The 26,099-nt window shown below is 46.3% G+C and carries 25 protein-coding genes, 1 tRNA gene and 1 riboswitch; of the genes, 16 read left to right on the top strand and 10 right to left on the bottom strand.

The genetic code is table 11. The features are described from left to right. Window positions 1-395 precede the first annotated feature (395 nt). The 5 genes from guaB (at window position 396) to serS (ending at window position 6,942) form a co-directional block, all read left to right on the top strand. On the top strand, window positions 396-1,853 hold the full coding sequence (gene guaB / locus P5G61_RS30595) for an IMP dehydrogenase (RefSeq protein ID WP_024628817.1): 1,458 nt from the start codon (window positions 396-398) through the stop codon (window positions 1,851-1,853). A gap of 422 nt (window positions 1,854-2,275) precedes the next feature. Further along, window positions 2,276-3,664, top strand: coding sequence for a D-alanyl-D-alanine carboxypeptidase family protein (locus P5G61_RS30600; RefSeq protein WP_435874310.1), 1,389 nt, complete (start codon window positions 2,276-2,278; stop codon window positions 3,662-3,664). 244 nt (window positions 3,665-3,908) lie between these two features. After that, complete coding sequence (pdxS, locus tag P5G61_RS30605) at window positions 3,909-4,790, top strand: pyridoxal 5'-phosphate synthase lyase subunit PdxS (protein WP_301249907.1); 882 nt, start codon at window positions 3,909-3,911, stop codon at window positions 4,788-4,790. Between the two features lie 17 nt (window positions 4,791-4,807). Next, the gene (pdxT, locus tag P5G61_RS30610; RefSeq protein ID WP_301249908.1) at window positions 4,808-5,398 is read left to right on the top strand and encodes a pyridoxal 5'-phosphate synthase glutaminase subunit PdxT; all 591 of its coding nucleotides are present in this window, start codon (window positions 4,808-4,810) and stop codon (window positions 5,396-5,398) included. 260 nt (window positions 5,399-5,658) lie between these two features. Beyond that, window positions 5,659-6,942: a serine--tRNA ligase gene (gene serS / locus P5G61_RS30615; protein ID WP_063567620.1), complete on the top strand. Its 1,284-nt coding sequence runs from the start codon at window positions 5,659-5,661 to the stop codon at window positions 6,940-6,942. Window positions 6,943-7,095: 153 nt separating this feature from the next. Here serS and P5G61_RS30620 read toward each other — a convergent pair whose 3' ends face one another. Further along, the gene (locus P5G61_RS30620) at window positions 7,096-8,925 is read right to left on the bottom strand and encodes a YheC/YheD family protein (RefSeq protein ID WP_301249909.1); all 1,830 of its coding nucleotides are present in this window, start codon (window positions 8,923-8,925) and stop codon (window positions 7,096-7,098) included. 226 nt (window positions 8,926-9,151) lie between these two features. Between P5G61_RS30620 and P5G61_RS30625 the strand changes: the two genes are divergently transcribed. From P5G61_RS30625 to P5G61_RS30645, 5 genes are all read left to right on the top strand, one after another. Beyond that, window positions 9,152-9,240 (top strand) — tRNA-Ser (locus P5G61_RS30625). 193 nt (window positions 9,241-9,433) lie between these two features. Next, entirely contained in the window at window positions 9,434-9,775 is a 342-nt protein-coding gene (locus P5G61_RS30630; RefSeq protein ID WP_024628811.1) for a hypothetical protein, read from the top strand. A gap of 25 nt (window positions 9,776-9,800) precedes the next feature. Continuing rightward, window positions 9,801-9,977: a hypothetical protein gene (locus tag P5G61_RS30635; RefSeq protein ID WP_173405207.1), complete on the top strand. Its 177-nt coding sequence runs from the start codon at window positions 9,801-9,803 to the stop codon at window positions 9,975-9,977. 24 nt (window positions 9,978-10,001) lie between these two features. Continuing rightward, window positions 10,002-10,154 carry a small acid-soluble spore protein P gene (locus P5G61_RS30640; RefSeq protein ID WP_024628810.1) on the top strand — a complete coding sequence of 51 codons (153 nt, stop codon included), beginning with the start codon at window positions 10,002-10,004 and terminating at the stop codon, window positions 10,152-10,154. A gap of 271 nt (window positions 10,155-10,425) precedes the next feature. Then, window positions 10,426-11,520: a hypothetical protein gene (locus P5G61_RS30645; RefSeq protein ID WP_301249910.1), complete on the top strand. Its 1,095-nt coding sequence runs from the start codon at window positions 10,426-10,428 to the stop codon at window positions 11,518-11,520. Window positions 11,521-11,604: 84 nt separating this feature from the next. Here the strand turns inward: P5G61_RS30645 and P5G61_RS30650 are convergent, their stop codons facing one another. Then, window positions 11,605-12,174: a GNAT family N-acetyltransferase gene (locus P5G61_RS30650; RefSeq protein WP_301249911.1), complete on the bottom strand. Its 570-nt coding sequence runs from the start codon at window positions 12,172-12,174 to the stop codon at window positions 11,605-11,607. A 34-nt stretch (window positions 12,175-12,208) separates the two neighbouring features. Next, the gene (gene tadA / locus P5G61_RS30655) at window positions 12,209-12,709 is read right to left on the bottom strand and encodes a tRNA adenosine(34) deaminase TadA (protein ID WP_301249912.1); all 501 of its coding nucleotides are present in this window, start codon (window positions 12,707-12,709) and stop codon (window positions 12,209-12,211) included. Window positions 12,710-13,043: 334 nt separating this feature from the next. Here tadA and P5G61_RS30660 point away from each other — a divergent pair, with 334 nt between their 5' ends. Together P5G61_RS30660 and rluF are read left to right on the top strand one after the other, a co-directional pair. Next, complete coding sequence (locus P5G61_RS30660) at window positions 13,044-15,383, top strand: PAS domain S-box protein (protein ID WP_301249913.1); 2,340 nt, start codon at window positions 13,044-13,046, stop codon at window positions 15,381-15,383. A gap of 18 nt (window positions 15,384-15,401) precedes the next feature. Then, on the top strand, window positions 15,402-16,103 hold the full coding sequence (gene rluF / locus P5G61_RS30665; RefSeq protein WP_301249914.1) for a 23S rRNA pseudouridine(2604) synthase RluF: 702 nt from the start codon (window positions 15,402-15,404) through the stop codon (window positions 16,101-16,103). Window positions 16,104-16,241: 138 nt separating this feature from the next. Here rluF and motB read toward each other — a convergent pair whose 3' ends face one another. Beyond that, entirely contained in the window at window positions 16,242-17,057 is an 816-nt protein-coding gene (gene motB / locus P5G61_RS30670; protein WP_079345542.1) for a flagellar motor protein MotB, read from the bottom strand. Then, window positions 17,044-17,844 (bottom strand): flagellar motor stator protein MotA, encoded by an 801-nt coding sequence (gene motA, locus P5G61_RS30675; RefSeq protein ID WP_024628803.1) that lies wholly within the window; start codon window positions 17,842-17,844, stop codon window positions 17,044-17,046. Before motA ends, motB begins: the two co-directional genes overlap by 14 nt. Before the next feature lie 234 nt (window positions 17,845-18,078). On the opposite strand from motA, the gene P5G61_RS30680 reads away from it, so the two are divergent. The 3 genes from P5G61_RS30680 to rbsK all read left to right on the top strand — a co-directional run bounded on the left by P5G61_RS30680 (window position 18,079) and on the right by rbsK (window position 19,953). Beyond that, window positions 18,079-18,372 (top strand): hypothetical protein, encoded by a 294-nt coding sequence (locus P5G61_RS30680; protein ID WP_024628802.1) that lies wholly within the window; start codon window positions 18,079-18,081, stop codon window positions 18,370-18,372. A gap of 252 nt (window positions 18,373-18,624) precedes the next feature. Further along, window positions 18,625-18,921: a 4a-hydroxytetrahydrobiopterin dehydratase gene (locus P5G61_RS30685; protein ID WP_079345544.1), complete on the top strand. Its 297-nt coding sequence runs from the start codon at window positions 18,625-18,627 to the stop codon at window positions 18,919-18,921. Between the two features lie 45 nt (window positions 18,922-18,966). Then, a complete protein-coding gene (gene rbsK / locus P5G61_RS30690; protein WP_301249915.1) occupies window positions 18,967-19,953 on the top strand; it encodes a ribokinase in 987 nt (328 codons plus the stop codon). 327 nt (window positions 19,954-20,280) lie between these two features. On the opposite strand, the gene P5G61_RS30695 is transcribed toward rbsK, so the two are convergent. The 5 genes from P5G61_RS30695 to P5G61_RS30715 all read right to left on the bottom strand — a co-directional run bounded on the left by P5G61_RS30695 (window position 20,281) and on the right by P5G61_RS30715 (window position 25,389). Beyond that, window positions 20,281-20,640, bottom strand: a complete 360-nt coding sequence (locus P5G61_RS30695; RefSeq protein WP_192272313.1) for a c-type cytochrome — start codon at window positions 20,638-20,640, stop codon at window positions 20,281-20,283. A gap of 149 nt (window positions 20,641-20,789) precedes the next feature. Beyond that, window positions 20,790-21,284: a GNAT family N-acetyltransferase gene (locus P5G61_RS30700; protein ID WP_301249916.1), complete on the bottom strand. Its 495-nt coding sequence runs from the start codon at window positions 21,282-21,284 to the stop codon at window positions 20,790-20,792. A 397-nt stretch (window positions 21,285-21,681) separates the two neighbouring features. Continuing rightward, the gene (locus P5G61_RS30705; RefSeq protein ID WP_024628797.1) at window positions 21,682-22,152 is read right to left on the bottom strand and encodes a C40 family peptidase; all 471 of its coding nucleotides are present in this window, start codon (window positions 22,150-22,152) and stop codon (window positions 21,682-21,684) included. A 3-nt stretch (window positions 22,153-22,155) separates the two neighbouring features. Continuing rightward, a riboswitch (cyclic di-AMP (ydaO/yuaA leader) is annotated at window positions 22,156-22,293 on the bottom strand. A 251-nt stretch (window positions 22,294-22,544) separates the two neighbouring features. Next, a complete protein-coding gene (locus P5G61_RS30710) occupies window positions 22,545-23,387 on the bottom strand; it encodes a hypothetical protein (RefSeq protein ID WP_301249917.1) in 843 nt (280 codons plus the stop codon). Window positions 23,388-23,397: 10 nt separating this feature from the next. Further along, the gene (locus tag P5G61_RS30715; RefSeq protein WP_301249918.1) at window positions 23,398-25,389 is read right to left on the bottom strand and encodes a M1 family metallopeptidase; all 1,992 of its coding nucleotides are present in this window, start codon (window positions 25,387-25,389) and stop codon (window positions 23,398-23,400) included. A gap of 100 nt (window positions 25,390-25,489) precedes the next feature. On the opposite strand from P5G61_RS30715, the gene P5G61_RS30720 reads away from it, so the two are divergent. Further along, window positions 25,490-25,993, top strand: a complete 504-nt coding sequence (locus P5G61_RS30720; RefSeq protein ID WP_024628794.1) for a YwhD family protein — start codon at window positions 25,490-25,492, stop codon at window positions 25,991-25,993. Window positions 25,994-26,099 lie beyond the last annotated feature (106 nt).

Consider the following 26,099-nt stretch of genomic DNA (forward strand, 5'->3'; position numbering starts at 1 on the left):
TTGGACCGCAGGGTCCTGGGAGAGTAGGACGCCGCCAAGCAAAGAACCACTGCCGATGTTATTCGGTGGTGGTTTTTTATTTGTTTTAAGGAAGAAAATTAGAATTAAATATTAGTTTAGATACAGTTAACGATCTGGTTTAACCTAGGTAAAGGCTACTCATATGGAGTGGCTTTTTTATATATAAAATGAACCTGTCCGTACGAGAAATACAGTTGTATGCATCAGGCAATACACCTAATATAACCAGGGAGTTTCCCTTGACAGTCTAAATAACGCTTTGCTAAGATGGCAATAATAAATTTTTCAGAAAACGTATTTTCGGCATAAAATACAGCCTGGGATCTTCGGGTTTTGGACCGTAAAGCTGAGCAAACATAAGGAGGAACGCCCGCGTGTGGGAAGATAAATTTGGTAAGGAAGGTTTCACCTTCGACGATGTACTGCTGGTGCCCCGGAAGTCCGAGACACTGCCTAAAGAAGTGGACGTATCTGTTCGTTTGAGTGACAGCGTAAAACTGAATATTCCTTTGATTAGTGCTGGTATGGATACTGTTACTGAAGCGACATTGGCTATTGCGATTGCCCGTGAAGGCGGTATTGGTATCATCCATAAAAATATGTCTGTTGAGCAGCAAGCGGAGGAAGTGGATCGGGTTAAACGCTCGGAGAGTGGCGTTATCACCAACCCGTTCTCATTGACAGCGGAACATCTGGTTTCGGATGCAGAATCGGTTATGGCGAAATATCGTATTTCCGGTGTACCGATTGTCGAAGGAGATCAAAAGCTTGTGGGTATCCTGACAAATCGTGACTTGCGTTTTATCCACGACTTCTCCATTAAAATCAGTGAAGTCATGACTCGTGAGAATTTGGTTACTGCACCTGTAGGTACTACACTGCAAGAAGCAGAAGGCATTCTCCAGAAACACAAAATCGAGAAACTTCCATTAGTAGATGAGTCCAACACACTGAAAGGCCTCATTACCATTAAAGATATTGAAAAAGCAATTCAATTCCCTAACGCAGCTAAAGATGCACAAGGACGTTTGCTGGTTGGTGCAGCGATCGGAATTTCCAAAGATACCTTTGAACGTGCTGATGCATTGGTTCAAGCTGGTGTTGACCTGATTACAGTAGACTCGGCACATGGACATCACATTAACATCATTGATGCGGTTCGTCAGCTGCGCGAGCGTTTCCCTAACCTGACGATTGTTGCAGGTAACGTTGCTACAGGCGACGCAACTCGTGAACTGATCGAAGCAGGAGCTTCAGTTGTCAAAGTAGGAATTGGTCCAGGTTCTATCTGTACTACTCGTGTAATTGCTGGCATCGGTGTTCCCCAAGTAACAGCAGTATACGATTGTGCAAATGTAGCACGTGAATATGGCGTACCGATCATTGCTGACGGTGGCATCAAGTACTCTGGTGAGATTACCAAGGCTCTTGCTGCAGGAGCTCATGCAGTTATGCTGGGAAGCTTGTTTGCAGGTACGGCAGAAAGCCCGGGAGAAACGGAAATCTTCCAAGGACGTAGCTACAAAGTATACCGTGGCATGGGTTCAATGGCTGCGATGAAACAAGGAAGTAAAGATCGTTACTTCCAGGATGATGACAAGAAACTGGTTCCGGAAGGAATCGAGGGACGCGTTGCTTACAAAGGACCTTTATCTGATACCATTCATCAGTTGATTGGTGGTCTTCGCTCAGGTATGGGATACTGTGGTACAAGCAGTTTGGAACAGCTTCGTAATAACACTCAATTCATTCGTATTACAGGTGCGGGACTTCGTGAGAGTCATCCGCATGACGTACAGATTACAAAAGAAGCACCTAACTATTCGTTGTAATCCGCATTGTGTTAATTATTTCCAGGACGGGCTTGGCGATTTTCGCCGGGCCTGTCTTTTTTTGCGGATACCCCTGTGATAGAATAGAACAAGCGGTAATGATCCTTTATGGATTAGGGCGTTGCGGCGGTTTTTTGACGTGAGTCTATGAAACTGCTTCTGACAATGAATTTGGATTGATAGAAAAAGGCTGCCCAGCTAGAAAAGAAGCGCGGACGTCCTTTTACATAAGCATTTCATTTAATGCTAACTAAGTGACAATCGATACGAATTTTAGGAGCAATGACATTGCTCTTTCGATACAGCGCATATACGACACATCTCACACATCATCTCCACCTGTTAGGGACTAAGAAAATATTGCAGCTCAAGCTGCACTGAAGCACACAAGAGAAGCTTCGGACCGAAGGGAGTATTCATCATTGAAAGCAAAACAAATGAATAAGAAAAAACGTCAAATGCTCAAAAAAAGCGTAGCCTCGGTTATGCTGATTAATATGCTCTGCATGTCTGCGGTAATGCCTGTTATGGCTGCTGCCAACGATTCCGGCCAGGTGTTGACCGCGGCGGCTACAACAACGAAGACTGAAAAGGCCGTGAACATTCCTTCGGTAGACACACTGGGACTCGATGTTAAATCAGCCGTGCTGATGGAGGCTTCAACGGGCCAGATTCTACTCGATGTTAATGCGGATAAAGCTATGCCGCCTGCCAGCATGACCAAAATGATGACAGAGTATATCGTGGCTGAGCAAGTTAAGCAAGGAAAGTTTAGTTGGGATGACGTTGTCACTGTAGGTGAAAATGCAGCCAAGAGTACAGGTTCGCGCATTTTCCTGGCAAAAGGTGACCAGCATACGGTCAAGGAGCTATACATTGCTATGGCCGTAGGTTCTGCTAACGATGCCACGGTTGCTTTGGCTGAATATGTTGCAGGCTCTGAAGAAGCTTTTGTGAAAATGATGAATGATGAAGCGAAGCGTATGGGAATGAAAGATAGCTATTTCATCAACTCCACAGGTCTGGATCGTGCGGATATGCCTGCGGATTTCCGTCCAACTGAAGATAAAGAAATCGTTATGTCAGCACGGGATGCGGCCATTTTGTGCAGATATATCATCATGGACCACCCGGACTACAAAGATTTTACAACGATTCAATCCTACAAATTCCGTCCCAATGATAAAGATCCAATCATCAACTATAACTGGATGCTGGAAGCGAATAAAAATATCACCAATTTCAAAAGCTATGCCTACGAGGGTCTGGACGGGATGAAAACAGGCCATACCACGAACGCAGGGAATAACTTTACAGGAACGGCTGAACGTGATGGCATGCGTCTGATTAGTGTGGTTATGGGTACGGATTCAGAGCCGGCGCGTTTCAGAGAAACGAAGAAAGTACTTGATTATGGATTCAACAACTTTGAAGTTAAACAGGCGGTTGCTGCCAAAACTAAAGTCACAGGCTGGGAAGCTGTACCTGTGAAAAAAGGGACGGAAACGACTGTACCTGTAGTGACGGATAATGCTGTTAGTTTCGTTGTACCCAAAGGTACTCAAAACCTGGACGTGACATTTAAAGCAAATGTAACTGAAGCTGATAAACTAGTCGCTCCAATCAAGGCCGGAACCAAAGTTGGGACGGTTACTTATACGTATAAAGCGGATGGAATCGAACCTCAGGAGAAGACAGTGAACCTTATTACCGCAGAAGAAGCTGAAAAAGGCGGTTGGTTCCGTCTCTTCTTCCGTGCAGTAAAAGATTTCTTCGTTGATCTGTTTGATGGCATCAAAAACCTGTTCTAATAGGCAAAGGCTCCAAGAGAACAGGACAATATGGCATTTTTAATATTGTGTCGATGGTCCATTGACAAAATACAAGTAATTCCGACTGAATGGATTGTATATTTACAATTTTTCCGGTAAAATATCAAGTTAGAATTCTACGTATGGATCAGCTAAAAAGTCTATTGTTCTTCTACCTGACATTAGAGGTTTCACATCCTGTTCTTGGACAAGATTGACACATACATTACGGGGGGCTTGGAATATGGAAACGGGAACATCACGCGTTAAAAGAGGTATGGCTGAAATGCAAAAAGGTGGCGTCATTATGGACGTTATGAATGCCGAACAAGCTAAAATAGCTGAAGCAGCAGGTGCAACAGCAGTTATGGCATTAGAGCGTGTTCCTTCTGATATTCGTGCAGCAGGAGGAGTAGCCCGTATGGCGGATCCAACCATTGTTGAAGAAGTGATGAAAGTCGTAACCATTCCTGTTATGGCTAAAGCGCGGATTGGACATTATGTTGAAGCCAAGATATTGGAATCCCTAGGAGTGGATTACCTTGATGAGAGTGAAGTTCTGACTCCAGCTGATGAAGTATTCCATATCGACAAACACGAGTTTACTGTACCGTTTGTATGTGGCGCCAAAGACTTGGGCGAAGCGTTGCGCCGGATCGGCGAAGGAGCTTCCATGATTCGTACCAAAGGAGAACCGGGAACAGGAAACATTGTCGAAGCCGTTCGTCACATGCGCTTTATTAATGGTCAGATTCGTAAAGTAACCAATATGTCCAAGGACGAGCTCTATGCCGAAGCGAAGAACCTGGGCGTTGCATATGAGCTTTTGCTAGATGTACATGAGAATGGAAAGCTGCCTGTAGTTAACTTTGCAGCTGGTGGCGTAGCGACTCCTGCAGATGCTGCACTTATGATGCACCTGGGCGCAGATGGTGTATTTGTAGGCTCAGGGATTTTCAAATCGGACAGCCCTGAGAAATTTGCACGTGCCATCGTAGAAGCGACAACGCATTATACAGACTACAAACTGATTGCTGAAGTGTCCAAAAACCTTGGGGCACCGATGAAAGGTATTGAGATTTCCAAACTTGCGCCTTCCGAGCGCATGCAGGACCGCGGTTGGTAAGAGAAGGGGAATTGCATATGAAAATCGGCGTTTTAGCACTTCAAGGGGCAGTCACAGAGCATATTCGTAGTATTGAACGGGCCGGAGCAGAAGGATTGGCTATCAAACAGGTTCAGCAACTTGAGGAGCTGGATGGGCTGATTCTTCCTGGCGGTGAGAGTACCACGATTGGCAAACTAATGCGCAAATATGGTTTCATGGAGGCCATTCGGGCATTCGCTGCTGAGGGTAAACCAGTGTTCGGAACCTGTGCTGGTTTGATCGTTATGGCTAAACATATTGCAGGACAAGAGGAAGCTCATCTGGAGCTGATGGACATGACCGTATCCAGAAATGCATTTGGACGGCAGAGGGAAAGCTTTGAAACAGATCTTCCGGTTAAAGGTATTGAGGAAACGGTAAGGGCTGTGTTCATTCGGGCACCTCTGATTGAGAGTGTGGGGAACAAGGTAGAGGTTCTTTCCACTTACAAGGATGAGATTGTTACTGCTCGCCAGGGGCATCTGCTGGCTTGCTCCTATCATCCTGAACTGACAGATGATTATCGACTGCATGCTTACTTCGTAGACATGGCCAGATCGTATAAACAGTCTGTACAGAACCAATAGTGAATGATATACAACCTATGATCTGCCGGTATACCAGATCAGTCCTTCAGAGGCTCACAAGGCTTGCTGGTGCGGTGCTGTCTGGTCGGATGCCTGATGTTGCCCGTATTTAAGCGGGAATCGCAGCGTAGGGTAGCGCCGGAGGCCATAGGTTGTTTTTTACCAATAAGGAATGATAAAAGTTATGCGGAGCCGCAAAGCTATGGAATGGACAATAAGGAAGGTTTCTACTTTGTGGTGTTATTTAGGAGGAATATCTAGTGCTTGATGTGAAAATATTGCGGAATGAGTACGCACGTGTTGAAGAAGCGTTGACGAAACGTGGCAAATCGCTGGATCTAATCGCTGGGTTCACGGACATGGATGCCAAGCGTCGCGAGTTGCTGCAGGAGAGTGAAAACCTGAAAAGTCGCCGGAATACGGTATCCGGAGAGGTTGCCAAGCTTAAAAAGAGTGGCGAAAATGCAGACGAGTTGATCCTTGAGATGCGCGAAGTATCCGATCGAATCAAAGCAATGGATGAAGAAGTGCGTGAGTTGGAAGTGAAGATCAACGATCTGACTATGGCGATTCCGAACATCCCTAACGAGAGTGTACCTGTTGGTGCGTCCGAAGATGATAATGTGGAGATTCGTCGTTGGGAAGAGCCTAAGTCGTTTTCCTTTACACCAAAAGCACACTGGGAAATCGCACAGGATCTCGATATTCTTGATTTTGAAGCGGCTGCCAAAGTAACAGGATCCCGTTTCACCTTTTATAAGGGGCTTGGTGCACGTCTGGAACGTGCCTTGATTAACTTCATGATGGATCTCCACAGTGATCAGCATGGGTACGAAGAGATTTTGCCACCATACATCGTAAACCGGGACAGCTTGTTTGGAACGGGTCAACTGCCGAAGTTCGAGGAAGACCTGTTCAAGCTGAAAGATACCGAGTATTACTTGATACCTACCGCTGAAGTTCCGGTAACGAACTATCATCGCGAGGAGATTCTGAATGCAGATCAACTGCCGAAGCACTTTGTAGCGTACAGCTCTTGTTTCCGATCCGAAGCCGGTTCTGCTGGGCGGGACACACGCGGCTTGATTCGTCAGCACCAGTTCAATAAAGTGGAGTTGTTGAAACTGTCTTCTCCTGAAACCTCTTATGAGGAATTGGAGAACATGACACAAAATGCGGAACGTGTGCTTCAATTATTGGGACTGCCTTACCGTGTTCTGACGTTGTGCACGGCAGATATGGGCTTCACCTCTGCGAAAACGTATGACATTGAGGTTTGGTTGCCGGAAAGCAATACGTATCGTGAAATTTCGTCTTGCTCCAACTGCGAAGACTTCCAGGCACGTCGGGCCAATATCCGCTTCCGTAGAGAACCAAAAGCGAAACCGGAATTTGTTCATACCTTAAATGGTTCAGGACTGGCAGTAGGGCGTACAGTAGCTGCTATACTGGAGAACTACCAACAAGAAGATGGAACAGTGGTTATTCCTGAAGCACTGCGTCCTTACATGGGCGGAGTCAGCGTGATCGCACGTCGTTCCTAAGCTATTCAATTAAATGAATGAAAGAAACCGTCTCCTGACAAATGGAAGTTCAGAACTTTCCATTGGCTAAGGAGACGGTTTTTTTGTTAGGTAGGGTTATGATTATTTTGTACAACGCAGCCAAGTACGCATGACCATGTTGTAAATGTAGAACTAACGCAAAGAAAGAGTAAACGGAATCATATGTTGTGCGACTTCAAATTCCCTGTGCGTTGAATCGATTTTGTTCATGTTGACTTCAAAAATCCAAATCTCACCCAGCGAATCAATCCCTACATCAATGGCCAGCTCGCAGAGTCGCTCCTTTACATGGCCTGCAATATGATCAGCCGCCATGGTCGCCATCCGTTCCAGTCTCATCAGCATGACTTCTTCCTTATTAGGAAACTCATGACGAGAAAGGCAGTCCCATGTCGTAAATGTACGAAGTGAACCGGCGTCGTTTACCACCTTATACTCGCTAGGGGTAGAGAGGAAAGGGAAAGCGGAAATGAAAGACCATTCCCCGCTTCCGTTCCGGACCAGATGCAGTCTTATATGATAAGGAAGTCCGTTCCGGGTTTCGCTATGAATAAACTTTTGAATAATAAATCCTTTTTGGGCTGCATGCATGGAAATCAGTTGCCCGAACTCCTCACCATTCATTTGATGAACATGCTCATGAGTCTTTACGGCGAAGCCTTCCTGTTCATGCTGAACGACAATGATTCCGCTGCCGAACGAGCCTATCGAGGGTTTAATGATAGAAGTCCCGTAAGTATCGATGAAAGCCAAAATCTCACCAACGTTTTCAACGGTAGTATACGTGATCAGATGCGAACTAAGCTCTGCATGATTTTGAAGTATTTCAAAAATTTCTTTCTTGCTAAAGGAACCTCCGTTTCGTTCATCGGTGAAAGGTATATGTCTTAAAGCCTCGTATACATCACTGTAATTTGTATTTCCACGTGCCTTCAATCGGTCATAGACCACATCGGGGAAGGGACAGTACCGAGCTTCCCACTCCCCGTCCTCCAGGACATACCCTTTGATATAGCGCAATTCCGCATGAACATCGTGTGGAGAAAAATAATAAAACACTGCATTACTCCATTTTGCTGAATAGGCACAGGCATCCGCGAGTTGCTTATCATTGGGGTCATTGGTAAGCATGGCAATAACGGGATGGGGTGTTAATTGCCCTGCTTTGGCTACATAGTGAGCATATTCAATCGTTCTTGCTGCTCGAACCTGTTCATGAGACGGTGTTGGGGGGCTAATATTGGCATCCACGAAAAATATTCGGCCTCCCGGAGTCACGATAAAATCCGTACCAAGCTCATCGATAAGAAAGGAATACGAACGGTTGATTGTCTCTGCTATACGAATAGCAAGCCGCTCCATCTCACGACTGATCCGGTCTGCTTGACTTGGGAATAAACGATAGAGCAGATCAGCGGCATCCTCAATGCGGCCACCTTTACTTATATTGCTGATGATGGAGTCCGTATTTCCAGTGCGGGCATACATTTTGGTCAGGGCCCATCGTCCCGTTCCATCACGCTGAATATGTATTCGGAAATCAATAACTTCTCCGTGAACATCCAAATAAGCAAGAAATTGATCCGGATCCTGCAAGCATTCTGTCGGAATGAGGAAATCTTTGAAGAGGGGCTTCAATTTCTTCTGAATGTCGTATTTTCCATGAATCAGAAATGTTGTAAAGGGGACCCTCCGGCGCAGCCAGTCCTCACATTCAGGTCTGTTCTGACCAGGCTCAGGTGCTTCATTAAGCACCACATCAGGGAGGGGGACGTTCCTTTGTACCCATGAATTTCCTTCTCGGAAGGTACCATGAATCACTTCCTGTTCCACATCAATGTGACTTGCATCAAAAAGGAAAACATGCGCACCTTTTTTCATTCCCTCCGAGATCAGTTCGCTGATTCGTTCCTCAGGTAAGGAGTTCAAAGGGTCATTGTTCCGATATACACCTATAAACAATTCATCACCCCATCATGAAAAAGTCTAGATTCAATTATACAGGGCATGGCTGAACAGATTCTGAACAACAATTCCAATCGTAAGGACAGCGCGTTTATCTTTACTTGGTAGGGGAAATCCTTTCTTAATAAAATTGGATATATAAATTCTTATAAAAAGGTTGCTTTCTGGCATACAATTATGTTATGATCAATTTCGTTGGCAAGTTTATAAAAGTTAATGTCCTGGAGAGGTACCGAAGCGGTCATAACGGGGCGGTCTTGAAAACCGTTAGGGGGCAACTCCACGTGGGTTCGAATCCCACCCTCTCCGCCATACTACAATTATGATAAGGATCTGAGCGATACGCTCGGGTCCTTTTTTGCATTTATTTTTACATCCTGCGCAGTTGCATATGCGCTGTATTGCCAGAGCGTGTTTACGACAGAAAATCAGTTTGTTTCAATATCCATGTGATGCATAAAAATATCCGAATCGCCGCATTTTATATAAGAGTGGAGGTGGTAAGATGAACCGCGAATTAAACATAGATCAGACGGAGCTTGTAGGTGCTTGGCAGGAAAGATTGCCTGAAGTTCTAAATGTCGGAGATCGGGCTCAGGTTATGGCTGACGAGGCCGATCAGCAGGCCATTCGAATTCACATCGCTACAGCGGGACACCAGATGTACTCTTTTGATTTCAAGTGTGCCTATGTGGATTCTCGTGAAGTCAGCGTGCAGCTGATTGATGTGGAACGTGATGGCAGGACGACGGATGAACGGACAGAGCCCATTCAGGAATTGGCTCAGGATTACACGCGTCATATTCATGAATGTGCCCAGTCGTTGCAACCCAAAACCAGACAGTAGGTAGACGTCAAAGGAGTGGTAATACGTGAGCAAAGCCAAAGCTGGAACTGATAAAAACTTGCAAAATGTAGTCGCCGATCTGGATCAGATACCTGTGAATAGTCACCATGCCCAACAGATTCAACAGGACTCGAATGACCGTCGGCATCAGGATTCCATGAATCATGACAAAACGGAAGATATGGACCCGTCCCATTCCTAATCCAAACGAAAAGGGGGGAACAACATGAGCAAACCCAAAACAACACCTGTACCTGAAGCCCAGGCCGCTGAGCAACATCGAAAACCTGAAAAGCATTCTTCCATGCAGGAACCGTTGTCAGGCTCCAAAAAAGTGAAAAATCAGAACCATGTGGATCATAACAATCCTCAGGGCTAGGTTAAATAAAGGAAAGATCATTCCTTTCTTTAGCACATATTAAAAATGCATAACAATTCCTATAACTCCGGTTAACAAACCGGGGTTTTTGCGCGTTCATACATGAATCAAAGGAGCGCACCCTTTGATTCTAAAGCTTACATAGGTCTTTGTAGCCAATTTAGAGAGTAAAGCTCACAAATTTCCCAAATCGTGTTTCCGTTTCAGAATAAATGGTATATCATTGATATTGAATTATTTTTTTGGGGTTATCACGAGAGGAGAGAAACAAATGACTAAACGTATGGGGGCGCTTCTTCTTACGTTGCTGTTAACCGTATCTATGGCACTGACAGCATGTAGCAGCAAGCAAGAACCGAAAGAGGCATTGAAGACGGCGGCAGCCAATGCTTCCAAACTGACTTCGTATGAGATGAGTTCTAATTTCACTATTAATGAATTGAGCTATAAAGCTGCAGACGAGTCACAGCAGGATCCAACGATGTCTCAGTTTATGAGCATGCTGAAGGATGCCCAGTTGAATGTAACTGGCGTATACCAAAGTGAGCCAATGCAAACCGAAATGACGGTAGGCATTGAACTTAAGGGCGATATGGGTATGACATTTACCATTCCAATGGTTATGACCGCTGAGAAGTTATATGTTAAGGTGCCAAGTATTCCGTTCTTCCCGATTCCGGAAACGGTTGTTGGTAAATTCCTGGAGCTGGATCTGAAAGAACTGGCTGAGCAAGAAGGAACGGAATGGAACCCGGATGCTATGGATGCCGCGAAAACACAAAAGCTGAGCAATGAAGTTATGGATGCGGTTCTGAGCGAGTACGATCAGGATAAATTCTTTAAAAACCTGGATGTGAAGGATGCACAGCTTCCTGAAGGTTTGGATGCCAAGCAAGTCGTTCAATTTTCGGTCAACAATGACAATGTGAAAGAAGCCGTTACTGTTCTGGTAACCAAAGCTTTGCCAAAAGTACTGGATATCATCTCTAAAGAAGAATACCGTGACATGTTGCAAATGAGTCAGGCAGATATCGACAAAGCCAAAGAGGATTTGAAGATCACTGAAGCAGATCAAGCTGAAATGGCTAAAGATCTGGACCAATTGAAAGACACACTGACCATTAACCAGTTCCACATTGATTTTGCTTTAGACAAAAAAGATTTCCCAGTATATCAAAAAATGGTTGCTGATCTGTTGATTAAACAGCCTGATACCAAGGATGAAGTTAAGCTTGCATTCACAGGATCAAACACATACACCAAAATTAACGAGAAGCCAGCTTTCAAAATCAATATTCCTACTGGTGAGGACGTTATAACAATGGATGAGTTTGAAGAACTAATGAACGCATCTTACGGATATTAATTCTCCGATTCATTCGTTAAAACAAAGAGCCGCTGACCTTAGGGTCGGGCGGCTCTTTGTTTTTTGTTGCCACGGTCTGTTCAATTACTGTAACGATTCGCCCAAGTCCTCGGCAAGCACGGCGTAGATCTGATGATCCTGATACGCTCCGTTAATTTTGAGATATTTACGAGCAATGCCCTCAGCCTGAAAGCAGTTTTTCTCCAGGACACGTTTGGAACCAGTATTGGATAACAGGATGGCCGCCTGAACACGATTTAATTTCAAGGCACGGAAGGCGTAGGATACAGCGAGCTTCACGGCTGCTGTCATTCGTCCACCGCCCTGATAGTCTGGATGGATAAAGTATCCCATATCAGCATAATTGGCCACGCCCTGAACGACATTGTTCAAGCTAACCTGGCCAATAAGAACACCATCATCGATTGTGAAAATTCCGAATTGATACCCTGTTCCTTCCTCTGCCGCCTGCATTCTATCCTGAATACGTCTGGTTTGCGTATGCAGCGTATAGAATTCATCATCGCGGATAGGCTCAACAGCTTGGTAGGGAAGACGTGTGATTTGAATAAGAGCAAGATACGCTTCTGTATCTTGTGAAGTAAGTAACCGGAGACTTATTCCTTTTGGTGTGTCGTACAGTGTAAGCGGCATGGATTGCCCTTCCTTTCCTGATGGATGTCAGATTCTATTTTTTGCGTAAACGCCGGAAAAACTGAGTCAGCATGGTGGAGCACTCCGGTTGCAGAATGTCAGTAACCACTTCGGTTCGGTGATTAAAACGAGGTTCCTGCAATAAATTCATCAGCGTTCCTGCACAGCCGGCCTTGGGGTCAGCGGTACCATATATGACTCGAGGTACTCTGGATTGCACAATGGCACCTGCACACATGGGACAGGGCTCCAGTGTGACGTACAGACTGCAATCCAGCAGTCGCCATGCACCGATGGCTTCACTGGCCTGCCTTATGGCGACCATCTCCGCATGTGCTGTGGAATCAAGTGTTGTTTCGCGCAGGTTATAACCACGTCCAATAATGCGGTTATGTTGAACAATTACAGCCCCGATGGGTACTTCACCAAGTGCTTCTGCTTTGGATGCTTCAGCAATAGCTTCACGCATCCAGTGCTCATGTTGAGCCTCCTCCGAGAGATGCGAAAGATCAGGTTGGAGAACGTCATCCTTCATTAAAATATAAAACTCCTTCCAAAGAGCATTTGTGCGGCGAACAAACATTCGTTTGTTAACATGTTGTGTATAAGTCTGTGGATAACTAACGAGTTGCTCACATAGTTATGAACATACTATCCACATGCCTGTGGATTTGTGTATAATTTTTAGTGGTTATTCCCATTGTAGGCATGGAAAAGACAAAATACAATGGAATTCGCGTTTTTCAGCCAAACGGTAACTTTTGGACGAGGGTCAATTATCCTTTTCAAATAGACAGACAACAGTTATGATGGATATAGGTTTTGCCATATATCGCCAGAGGGTACAAGCCGAGAGGTGAACGAAAAAGTTGTCTATTAAAACGAAATTATCCATGATTATGTCGTGCTCGGTGCTCGTCATATTAGTTTTGAATATAGCACTGAGTTATTATACTACAGAAGAGAATTTAAGGCAGGATAGCGAAAACAAGATGGTGCTTACGGCCAAACAGATTGCAATTGCTGTCGAACAGAGTCAGTCCAGTTCAGAATATGTAAAACGACAGATTGGGAACAATCTGTGGTTGGCCTCTGTAATGGCAGCGGAAGAATTGGACCCGGATATTCATAATATCACAAATGAAGATCTGGTTCGCATGAGAGAAAAAGTCGGGGTCTCCCATATTTCGTTGATGGAGCAAACGGCTGATGATATTGTCGTTACCCGGTCTTCCGATCCAAAGGAGATTGGATTGTCTACCAAATCCATGACGTATTGGTATCAGGCATTTAAACAGCTTTTTGAAAATCATCAGGTTACGATTTCACAGGGACAGAAATTGGACCATTTTTGGTCGGATGGATTCGAATACTCTACATCAAATCCGTCAGATGTTGATATCTGGGGTTACTATCATGATGGGAAGAGAAATTACATAATCAATCCCTTCTATAATAATGCCGCTGTAGACAGCTATGTGAAGATCTCTGGTCCAGACGAGATTTTGAATAAGATTCGTGAAGTTAATCCATCGATTCTGGAGATTACAGGCATCAACCCGTTGACCTTCGGCAGCTCAAGCATGAGCAATGACGGAAGGGATACGAACCACAGCAAGCTAAACAACAGGCCTATTCGTTTCGGTACATATCAATATGGTACCGCAGAAGAGGATCACAAGGCGGTTGTACGGGCAATTCGTACTGGGCAGAATGTATCCTTTGTCAGTGAAACTCATGAACAAAAGGTACTCAAAAGCTTCATTCCTATATTTACTCCAAATGAATCATCTTATGTGATCAGTATTGTCATGGACTATAAGCAAATATCCTCCATGGTATCTGAACAGCTGGTTAGCCATGCCTCGATTTCACTTGTGTTGCTGGAGATTGTGATCTTTGGCAGCTATTTGCTTGCGGGCTATATTACGCGTCCTATTCAATCTATTTTGGGCAAAGTGAATGATGTGGCTGACGGTCATTTTGACTTCCGTCTGAAAGTGAGAAGGAAAGATGAACTGGGCCAATTAGCCAACCGTATTAATGCCATGATTCGTAATTTGGGGCATTATACGAATCGCCTGAAACAGATGTATGAAGAAAATCGGGCGGTAAAAGAGCATTTGGAATCGATCATTAACCAAACGGCAGACGCGATTCATATTACGGATCTGGATGGAAATGTATTGCGGGTGAATCGTGCCTTTGAGCAGTTGTACGGATGGCGCAGTCGTGAAGTTGAAGGCCGCCAATTGAAGATTATCCCTCCTGGCGCTGAAGAGGAGATGCGAGAGCAGCATGCCCAGTTGATTGAGGGCATGTCCATTACCTCTAATGAAACGACATGGATGAAGAAGGACGGCAGCCGTGTCGAAGTTAGCGTGAGTACAGCACCAGTCCGGGATGAAGCAGGCGAGATTACAGCACTAATTAGTGTATCCAGAGACATTACAAGCCGTAATCGTATGGAGGAGCTGCTCAGACGTTCCGAGAAACTGACGACGGTAGGCCAGCTGGCAGCCGGGGTTGCACATGAGATACGTAATCCGCTTACAACGCTGCGTGGCTTCCTCCAGCTCCAACAAGAGACGAATAAGCTTAATCATCGTCACCTGGATTTGATGCTATCCGAGCTGGATCGAATTAATCTCATTGTGGGAGAGTTTCTGATACTGGCGAAACCACAGGCGGTTCATTTTCAGGAACGGGATATTCGCTTCATTCTGGGAGATGTTATATCATTACTGGACAGTCAGGCGCATCTGCATGGTGTGGAATTTGTACTGAATGCTTCATCCGACTCGGCTATGGTACACTGTGAAGAGAACCAGTTGAAGCAGGTCTTCATTAACTTGTTGAAGAACGGCATGGAGGCTATGCCAGACGGAGGCAATATTCGAATTAAACTCAATCATGACGAAGAGAATAATCGGGTTCGGATTGAAATCAAGGATGAAGGCACTGGAATTCCAGAAGAACTGATGCCTAAGCTGGGGGAACCGTTCTTTACAAGCAAGGAATCGGGTACAGGGCTTGGCCTGATGGTCAGCCAGCGCATTATTCAATCACATAAGGGCATGATGGATATCAAAAGCGTCATGAACAAGGGGACGACCGTCATTATCGACCTGCCTGCTTCCCAGCAGCAACCGGAGAGTATAGAGGAAGAACATAAGACGGACAATGAACTTACAGACGAAGAGAACTAGACGAGGTGAGATTACCTTTTGCGTATTAATAAATTTATCAGTGAAACAGGTTTTTGTTCCCGTCGGGAGGCCGACCGATTGGTGGAAAGCGGAAAAGTAACGATTAATGGAGTGACGGCAGAACTGGGCAGTCAAGCAGAAGATGGTGATGATGTTCGAATTAATGGTCAACCCATTAAGGAAAAACGCAGACACGTATATATTGCGCTCAATAAACCTGTTGGAATAACGAGTACAACCGAGCGTCACATTCAAGGGAATATCGTTGATTTTGTAGGGCACAAAGAGCGCATCTTCCCGATTGGTCGTCTGGATAAGGATTCGGAAGGTCTGATCCTGATGACCAATGACGGAGATATCGTCAATCGAATTCTAAGAGCCGAAGGGCGCCATGAGAAAGAATATATTGTGACCGTGGATCGTGCAGTAACGCCAAGTTTCTTGAGAGGCATGAGCACAGGTGTCAAGATCCTTGGCGAAATGACGTTGCCTTGTACGGTGACTCGCATATCAGATCGGGTGTTCCGCATTATTCTGACGGAGGGGAAAAACCGTCAAATACGCCGGATGTGCAGTGCATTTGGCTATGAGGTTCGGAAGTTGAAGCGGATTCGAATTATGAACATTCATCTTGGCGAACAGGCCACAGGCACATGGAGAGAACTAACGCCCGCAGAAAAATCGGAATTAAGCAGTCTCCTGGACTATACGATGGAATAAATAATAATTAAATGATTGTCAAAGCGCTGCTTCCCACAAGGAAAGCAGCGCTTTTTGATATCAGTGGATAGAAAAAAAGTCACTCTCCTGTGAAGAAGGAGAGTGACTTAAGCATGAGCTTGCACAACGAACGCCCCGTTAGTTACCTTGTTCAACTGCTTTCACGGACGTGTTGTTACTCTGGTACTTCCGGATAATTGAAACTTCTACCCGACGATTCTGAGCTCGTCCAGCTTCAGATTGGTTGCTAGCGATCGGGTGATACTCTCCATAACCACTAGGTGTGAATTTCGCTGGGTCCAGCGTCTCATTTAATAACAGAATTTTGAGGAAATTCAGTGCTCGATCGGCACTTAAATCCCAGTTATCCTTATATTGGCTGTTCGAAATGGGAACATTATCAGTATGGCCGGACACAACGACTTCATATTCCGGGAATTCCTGCAACATGCTAGAGATGGCTTTGGCCAGTGAACGAGACTCGGGCTTAACATCAGCCCGGCCTGAGGAGAACAGGGCGTTATCACTGATCGTGATCTTGAGCTCAGACTGATTCAGCTTGGTATTCAGCTGGTCGGAAAGGCCATTTTTCTGAATATATTGATCAAGCTTCTTCTTGAGTTTCTCCAGATCTTCCTGTTCTTTCTGAGCCATCTGCGCATCTGTAATCTGAGCCGGTGTCTTCTTGATATCTTCAGGCTGCTGTTTGTTTTTGCCCAAATCTGTAGTGGAATCTGTAGGGTTCATGGAGGTATGATCCAGTACACCCGAACCACCGTTCAATGCGCTGCTCAGAGCTGAAGCCATCTGTTCAAACTTCGTTGCATCTATAGAGCTCATAGAGAATAGTGTGATAAACAGAGCGAGCAACAACGTCATCAAGTCGGAGTAGGGAAGCAGCCAGCTCTCGTCTATATGTTCTTCATGCGGTTCGTGTTTTTTAGCCTTTTTCACCTGATGAGCCCTCCTTCTCTTCCAACTGTCTACGTTCGGAAGGTGTCAGGAATACAGATAATTTTTGATTAATGGCAATGGTGGATACACCGGATTGTATCGATAACAAGCCTTCGACCATCATCAGCTTGATTTCCATCTCTTTCTTGGACATCCGCTTCAGTTTATTGGACATCGGATGCCATAACACGTAACCGCTAAAGATACCGAGAAGTGTCGCGATAAACGCCGCTGCAATCGCATGAGAGAGCTTTTCCATATCACTGAGATCGGCAAGCGCTGCGATGAGACCTACAACGGCCCCGAGTACCCCGAGCGTTGGTGCATACATCCCCGCTTGGGCGAAGATTAAGGCACCGCCACGATGGCGCTCTTCTGTAGCATGAATATCTTCCATGAGTACATCACTTACAAATTCCTGATCATTGCCGTCAATAATCATACGCATACCGCCGCGCAGGAACTGATCATCAATATCTTCGACTTTCGATTCAAGTGCAAGTAAACCTTCACGGCGGGTGGTGGAAGCCCAGTCCATAAATGTGCCGATTAGAGAAACACGGTCAATCAGTTGCTGCTTTTTGAACAGTACCCCGAATAGCTTGGGGATTTTTTTAACTTCAGACATGGGAAATGCCATGAAAATAGTTGCTGCCGTACCAACAAAAATAATAACGTAGGCTGCCGGGTTGTTAACCAGGTTGATAAGGGGTGCACCCTTCAGGAACATACCCACTACAAGTGAAACCAGCCCTAAAACTAGTCCGATAATCGTTGAAATTTCCATCATACACCTCATCCATGAGATAAAATTGAATCCTTTCAAGCGGCTTTATTCGGGCTTCCGGACGAACGTTACACCGCAATCCGTTTAATGTTAGGCAACCTTGAGGGTTGCAGAAACAGTTAAAACGGTCATGTATAGTATTTATCGACCAGATGGCCTTTTTTTTTAAGGGTTATTTTCAGGTATAATAAGAACAAATCTGCTCCTTAGGGGCTAAACAGGAGTGAAAAGTCAATGGGCGTAAAGCATGGACGGGATTATGAAGGAATATTGACAGATTTGACACAGGCTATAGGCCGAATACCGGACCGCTATGTTTTCTTTGAGATGGATGAGGAAGAATGGTCACGCCTTGGTGTAACAGAGCAACTCGAAGTGGATGAGGCATTGGCGGAAGATCTGTTCTATGCGCTGGGTGAGGAGTCTGTCATTCCGGTAGGAAGTGGAGTTGTCATTCATGACAAGGATCAGCACCGAATTCATATCTTAATTGGTGAAGAAGAGCTGACTTTTGTACCACTCATTTAGTATGCTCCTATAAGATATTTGGCATGGGAAACGGGGTTGGAGAATCTCCCTAAAGCCTTATGGTTAGTGGATCTAGCGCCATTTGTACTATTGGAATTTGAGGCTTTTCCGTGGTAAGATGATAGTCATGAAACGGGCCAACCGCAGGGCGGTGGACCTATGCGTTTGGGTTGCTGTGGTAGCACCAAAGGTTTTGATGGCACCGCGGACAGCTGTCTGTGATGAGCCATCATATGGGGAGGAAGATAACGTATGGTTTTTTCGCAAGAGGAAGTCGAAGCTCATCTGGGAAGGCTGGAAGGCTGGGAACTGGAAGAGGGACGATGGATTGTCCGCAAGTTCGTATTTTCCAACTACATGAAAGGGATTGCATTTGTGGACGAGGTCGCAGCGATTTCAGAAGCATTCAATCATCACCCTTTTATTACGATTGACTATACAACGGTCACGCTACGTCTCACATCTTGGGATGAAGGTGGCATCACATCTGTAGATATTAAAGAAGCAGAGCAATATAACGAGGCGTTCGAGAAAAAGAGGTCGGAATAAACTGGCGCGGTTATCATCGCACTACCGGAAGTGAGTGAAGCATACATGTCAGACGATAATCAGAACAAACCGCTTATTACTGTCGTAGGCAGCCTTAATATGGACCTGGTGGTGAAGACGGACATCATTCCCGAGGAAGGGGAAACGGTGAGCGGGGAGGAACTGCACTATCTGGCCGGAGGTAAAGGTGCCAACCAAGCGGTGGCAGCAGCACGACTTGGCGGACAGACAACGATGGTTGGTGCGGTAGGATCGGATGGTTTTGGTGAACGCTTGCTGCACAGTCTAACGGAAAGCGGGGCGGTTGCCTCACAGGTCCGCATTCTGAATGATACGGTTACAGGTACGGCCTCCATCTGGCTCTCCAAAGGAGATAACCGGATTATTGTCATTCCTGGAGCGAATGGGCGGGTAGTGCCTGCGATGCTGGAAGAGGCGGATACGGTAAAAAGCCTGACTGCAGCCGCAGCGGTGCTGCTGCAGCTGGAGATCCCGCTGCCTGCGGTCACCCGCGCCGCCCAACTGGCGGCTGAAGGCAGCGCATTGGTGGTGCTCAACCCGGCTCCCGCGGTGCCGGGTCTGCCCCAGGAGCTGCTGCGGTGCGTCGACGTTGTCACGCCGAACCGCAGCGAGCTCGCCGTGCTTACCGGCCGGGATGAACTCCGGCCGGAAGACGTAGATGCTGCGGTCGCAGAGCTCGCCGCATCCCTCGGGGCCGCTGTCGTCACGACGCTCGGCCCCGAGGGGGCTGTATACGCGGCGGCGCCTGGCGGCCGCGTACAGGCAGGGCGTGCCGGCGCGTGCCGTGCGCCCGGCTACGCCGTAAGCGCCGTCGACACGACCGGCGCTGGCGATTGCTTCAACGGCGCGCTGGCGGTAGCCCTCGCGCGCGGAGAGACGCTGGACGCGGCGGTAAGCTTCGCCATGGGCGCAGCCGCGTTGTCCGTGACGAAGCTAGGCGCCCAGTCCGGGATGCCGTCCGCACGTGAAGTGCAGGCTTTCCTTGCCGAGCAGAAGGCAAAGACGCAGTAAGCCATTCTTCTTTAGGATGAATAATAGGCGGCAGAATAAGCTCATGCAACGGGAGTAGCCATTGCGCCGCATGTTTTCACCGAAGCTTTCTCTACACGCTGAACAAGTGAATATGACCAAGAGGCTCTTACTTTCCCGGCAAGGGAGAGTGAGAGCCTCTTCTCTGTAGAGCATCGATAAACCCAGTAATCCTGTGATATGGTTGACTAGGTTATGCGTCCAGCGTCAACATGGGTTAGAGCATGCGTTAAAGTGCAGGAGGTGATTGAAGCCACCCCGCTATACATGCTTGCAATCTGTCTTAACTTTTCGCCTTAAACGATGGGATTACTTCTTCTCAGCCAGCCACATCGCAACATTCGCGATTTCTTCATCCTTCAACTTATCTTTGAACGAAGGCATACCGCCGCTTTTACCTTTGACAATGGTCGTATAAATCTTCTCCACATCGTCCTGGCTTCCAATCTTCTGCAGACTAGGGCCCATGCCCCCTTGAAGCTGATCACCGTGGCAGGTAATACAATTTGCTTTGACGAGTGTCTCAGCCTGTCCTGCATCCATGGTAACTTCCGGCATCGTCGGTTTCGCTTCTTCTGCAACTTCCTCTTTCCCTGGAAGCGTAAACATTAGTACAATAGCTAAAGCGCACGCTGCAAAAAATACCCCGCTCATGATCCATTTGTGCATCCCTTATGTCCCCTCCAGAATGAAAGATCATCTAACCTGAAACTATCCATATCATTATAACGGAACCTGTAGTTACATCATAGCATTTTGTGGTAATTTTTTGAACTAATCACATAACCGGGACTTTTTAGTGCCATTTTATGATTTATTTATCCCCGAGGACCTTCATAGACCATGCAGTAAAAAGGTTTCAAACCGCTCGGTGTCTGTCGTTCGTATGTATCCTGCGTAACAAATCCGGCCTTGAGATAGACACGAATGGCCCGTTCATTCCAGGTCAGGACTTCCAGATCAATTTCGTTTGCCGGGTTCCGGCGAATCGCTTCCTGCACAATGGCCGAGACAAAAGCCGTCCCCAGACCATGTCCACAGCGTTCGGGATGCATACCAAGCCCGATGCGGGTGACACCTTCAAGTGGGAAGTATTGAGCGAAACCCCAAATTTGATGATCCTCTCCCAACACCACTGCATATTGTTCCTTCCGTAGCTGGGGATCTCCGAATTCCACTTCGAGTGCTTTCATCTGCTCCCAGGGTAGCCAGCTATAAATATTATAAGGCGGATCATACTGCCAATCACAGATGAGCTCCGCATGTTCTTCTTGCATGGGCACAACGTGAAACGTCACAGGGGCTTTATCCATACAACTGCACGCTCCTCTCATTGTGAACAAGCTATACTGATTTTAATTTGTCCAATAGCCTAGATATGTCATTCCATATCTATCTTGTTTTCACTCTACAAAAGAGGCGTTCATTTGGCAAGTCCTTGTTATTGAAAAAAAGTGAAACAAAAGTTCCGGTAATTTCGTTTATATTATAGTGGGATGGGTAAAAACATTATAAGAGCACGGACGAAGCAATGCAAAATAGCCCTAAAAAAGTAAAGTTAGGTTAGATAGCTTATCCCAAAATACTTTTGATGGAAACGAAGCACAAAAAAACCGCCGGATACATTCCTGCGGAGAATGTACCAGACGGTTCTATTATGCTTCGTTACAGTAGTGTTATTGTTACAGCATGACGTTGCTCAGCTTGTCCCTAGTCGATGGCCAATGTCTCATATGCGTCCGTGCTCATAATGCGTTTAGCGCCAACATAGCGGTTAGCCCAATAGCTTTCACTTAATGCGCTGATTGTAACTCCTTTGGAAGAAGAGGAGTGTGCAAACTTTCCATCTCCTACAAAGATCCCTACGTGCGAGACCCCTTTGCCCGTTGTATTGAAGAATACCAGATCACCTGGTCTCATTTCCATACGGGATACTGAATCGCCCATGTCGAATTGCGAACTTGATTGGCGTGCCAGATCAATGCCCAGCTTGTCGAATACATAACTTGTAAACCCAGAGCAGTCAAAGCCGTTAAGCGTTGTTCCTCCGCTTTTGTATGTAGTTCCCATTGCTGAATCAATGACTTGGTCCATTTTTGAATCTGCGAATGCGCTGCCTGCTCCAAGCGATAATGCGAATGTGAGGCTAAGTACAGCTGCGGTTAGTTTCTTCTTAAACAAAAGATATACCCCTTCCAATGCCTGCGAGGTTAGCTTAAGGATTCGGTTGAAGGTCCCCTATGATCCCTCTGTTGCAAGATCAATTCACCCATAACTGGTTCCCCCGCTTCCCAGGTGCTAGGAATTTGGCTATGCTAGTTGTGCACCTGCGAAATCAAGAAATGACGATTAAATTTTAAGTAGTTACAAATATGAAGGTAAAGATTACAAAGTTGTTACTAAAAACTCACTGCGATTATTGTAACAGAGGTATATCACTTTGGCAACGTTTAGCAACAAAATTAGCAAAAAAAACCTCGACCTTTGACGGGGAAAGGTCGAGGTTTGCTTGTTTAACGGCATTTGATGAGCTTAACTTTACATAGAGATGGTAACAATTTTAACCGTTCAATTTATTCCTTGACCGAGTTGGACTGCCATAACCGGAAATGGGCGCATATTTTCCACAGACTCAGCAAGCACCGGGCAAGTGGGTACGTTTGTTGTAGTATAAGGCCGGTTAAGCCTGTTACTAACCATGAAGCTGAGGTAAAGGCACCAAAGACCAACAGATGAAGACCGCCCAGCAGGGTCGCAATACCGATCAGGGTGATGGTTTGGCGCAGAGCAATCCATAGGGCCTGGAACGTACCACGCGCTCCACCTTCCCCGTCAGGAGCCGAGACCCCAAACTGCATGTAGAGAAGGGCATGATGTATTACCCACCCGTATACAATCCAACCAGCAACATAGGGAATACCCGGCAAGAGCAGTTGGAGGGAATGAAAGCCATCCATAAAGATGGAATAGAGCTTCGGTGCGAGCCAATAAGCCGGCAGCAGCAGCAATACGGTTCGAATCGTGTGAAGCAACAGCATCGGTTTCCACAAATTTTTGATGCCGCGAATGAATGGAACGCGCTCTTCCGAATGATTAAAATGCTGGAGCGAGTAGAGCAGCCCTGCCTGAATGAGCGGGCTAATTAGCATCCGCAGCAGCAGCATAGCTCCTAGAATCCATAAATAGCGATGGACCTCCGGGTTCGTTGACAGACCAAGCTGGCTCTCCATTTTGAATAGAATCGTACTTAGCTCCCCGGCATCAGGTTCAGGATAACGCAGGAGAAGCGGGACTACAGCTGACTGTACCATCCGATAAAGAAAGTATCCCCATATTAATTGATAGAGAAATAAGAGTGCCGCAATGAACATATGCTGACGGACGAGAAACCAGCCTTCACGTATTTTCGCTTTCACTGTATCCACCTCACCATGACAGACTTCCGAATATAGCTTCTATAAGTTTGGTTGCGCTCATGCTCCAGCGGGATTTGGTTGGCTCATCCAGTCCGGCTTTCAGAAAATTGTTCATATGATGGTTCTCCAGCACGATCGTGTATAGCGGATCAGTCATCGCCCAGGAAACCGGGGAAGTGTAGGTCAATTTGTAGGTAATGCGCTCCTTGCTACCATCCCATTCTTTCGTCATGGTTTTCCCATCCTCGAACATAATTCGAACAGGCACCTTCGTATATTCACTGCCTTTTTTCTGCACTGTAACCGACGACTCGTACAAGGTTTGACCATCTTTCAGAACGGGAGTGACCTTGATCTTCTCCACTGCAAAGTCAGCCATGCCGTCTCCGTACACGTATTGTTCAAAATAATCCGACCAGGACGTGCGGGTCACTTGTTCCACGACCTTTTGAAAATCAGATGAAGTAGGGTGTTTGAAGCGGTATTTCTTCACATAGGTCGAGAGAATGCGCTCCATCGTTTTAGCACCAACCTGCTGCTCGATCCCGAGTAATACAAGCTTGCCTCTTGTGTATACGTTGGCTGCATAATGATTCTGGGAATCAAACTTCCAGGAGTCTTGTGTCAGTGGAGCTGGGGAAGTAATGAGACCTGATTGTACGGGCAGATTCGGGATAAGTCCGTATTCCTGTTCCATCAGTTTGTCTTCCGCATAGGAGGTGAATCCTTCGTCCAGCCAAGCCTCTTCAAATTCATTACTGGCGACCATACCGTAAAAATACTGATGTCCAATCTCGTGCACAACCGTTCGTTCCAGATCGTAACCAGGGGCGGAATCATCCGCACCGAAGGCAGTGACCAAGGTAGGGTATTCCATTCCCCCTGCACCATTCCCCGATTTGGGCGGGACAACGATGGACAGTGTAGAATACGGATAAGGGCCAAACCACTTGCTATAATTGGATAGTGCTGCTTTGGCTGCATAGAAATAGCGTTCCTTCAGATCCTCATGAGCAGGGTCGAGGTACAGCTTGATTCGAACGCCAGGCACATTAGGAGCAGAGAAGGGCTCTTCCGCATAAACAAAATCAGGTGAGGCTGACCAGGCAAAATCATGTACATCATCGGCATAGAACTGATAGATTTTTTCGCCGTTCTTCACCGCAGCTTGTTGGGTTGGGAATCCTGTGGCAGCCACCTTGTATGTTTCCGGTACCCGAATACGTACACTATAGATGCCGAAATCTGCATAAAACTCTGAATTGCCATGATACTGATGCAAATTCCAGCCTTCGGACGTTCGACCTCGTGTGCCAACTGGCTCATATACGCTAAGTTTAGGGAACCATTGACCTGCCATAACAAAGTTATCTGCTGTTCCCATGCGGGCAAAAATTTTCGGCAGCTTGACCTCAAATCGGGTGTGAAGCGTGATGCTTTCACCGGCTTTAACGGGTTTGGGCAGCCGTACCTTAATGAGGGTAGTATCTTTCATATTTCCGTCATCCGGCTGCACATATTGCATCCGATGCAAGAGGGAAAGCCCGTCCTCTGTTTTCATTTCTGTAATATGCATGGAACCATAACCGTCCGTGGGCATAACATCGCCGCGAAGCTTTCCCCCGGATTCTTTCATAAAGGTGGTGTCGGCAGAAGAGAAGGCGTTGGGATACATGTGAAAATAAAGCTCACTGACGGTTTTCTTGCCTGGATGTGTCCAAGTTATCGTCTGAGTCCCTTGTAAGACATTTCCGTCTAACAGCTTCACATCCATGTGATATTCCACTACGCGGTTGCTGAACACTTCAGCGGTAGGTGTCTGTATACTTTCTGGAGATGTTTGGGTTTTGACGGGTGCCGTAGGCTTGCCCGATTCCGGGGCGAGCGCAGGCAAGTCAGAATGAATGGAGCGTGTGGTACCCAGACCAAGCCATATCCCCCCGGCAATTACACACAGGGCTATAATTGCGGTGAGCCAGCTCTTGGCGCGTCGTGGAATCATCGTTAAATACCTCCCGTTGACAAGCATCTACAGCATGTATATGTTTGCATTGGGGCGATTATTAGTTAAAATATTTGTATCAACCCTTGGAGGCTATAAAATGGACCAAAACGAGCAAAACGGCAAAAAACAGATTGCCTTGAATATCGTTAGTGCAAAGAGCAAACACAAAGGCTTCGGTGCAGGCTCCATCGATCTGAACAACCTGTCTCCAGTTATTATTGATAACGGAGAAGCTAAGATCGACATTGGTGCAATGCATGCGAAGAGTAAGGTAGAACGCAACATCAAGTTCTCGACCAACCGTGAGGACGTACCCAATGGACGCCAGGTATGGCTGGTATGGGTAGCTGTGGACCGTAACGAACAGGGGCAGCTCTATGGCGGAGCAACCGCGTGTGAGATGTGGATTGATACAGAAGCACGTCGTGGATGGAAACTGCTTGCCGATCATGTGAATCGTATGGATTATGCCATGAAGCGTCGGTTCATGCTGGATGGTCTTGGACCGGAGGATCGCGCAGCACTCAAGAAACTGCTGATTACTCATAACGAAGAATGGTGGAATGCTTCTCCAGATGAATTGAAAGAAGCGCTCGCCTAATTCATGTACAAAGCCGTTCAAAAAAAGAAGCAAAAGCCCCGTGACCGAGATGATCGGTTCGGGGCTTTTGCTTTTGTGCTGAAACTGGAATTTTTGGAGTGACGTA

Source organism: Paenibacillus vandeheii (assembly GCF_030433635.1).
Classification (GTDB): domain Bacteria; phylum Bacillota; class Bacilli; order Paenibacillales; family Paenibacillaceae; genus Paenibacillus; species Paenibacillus vandeheii.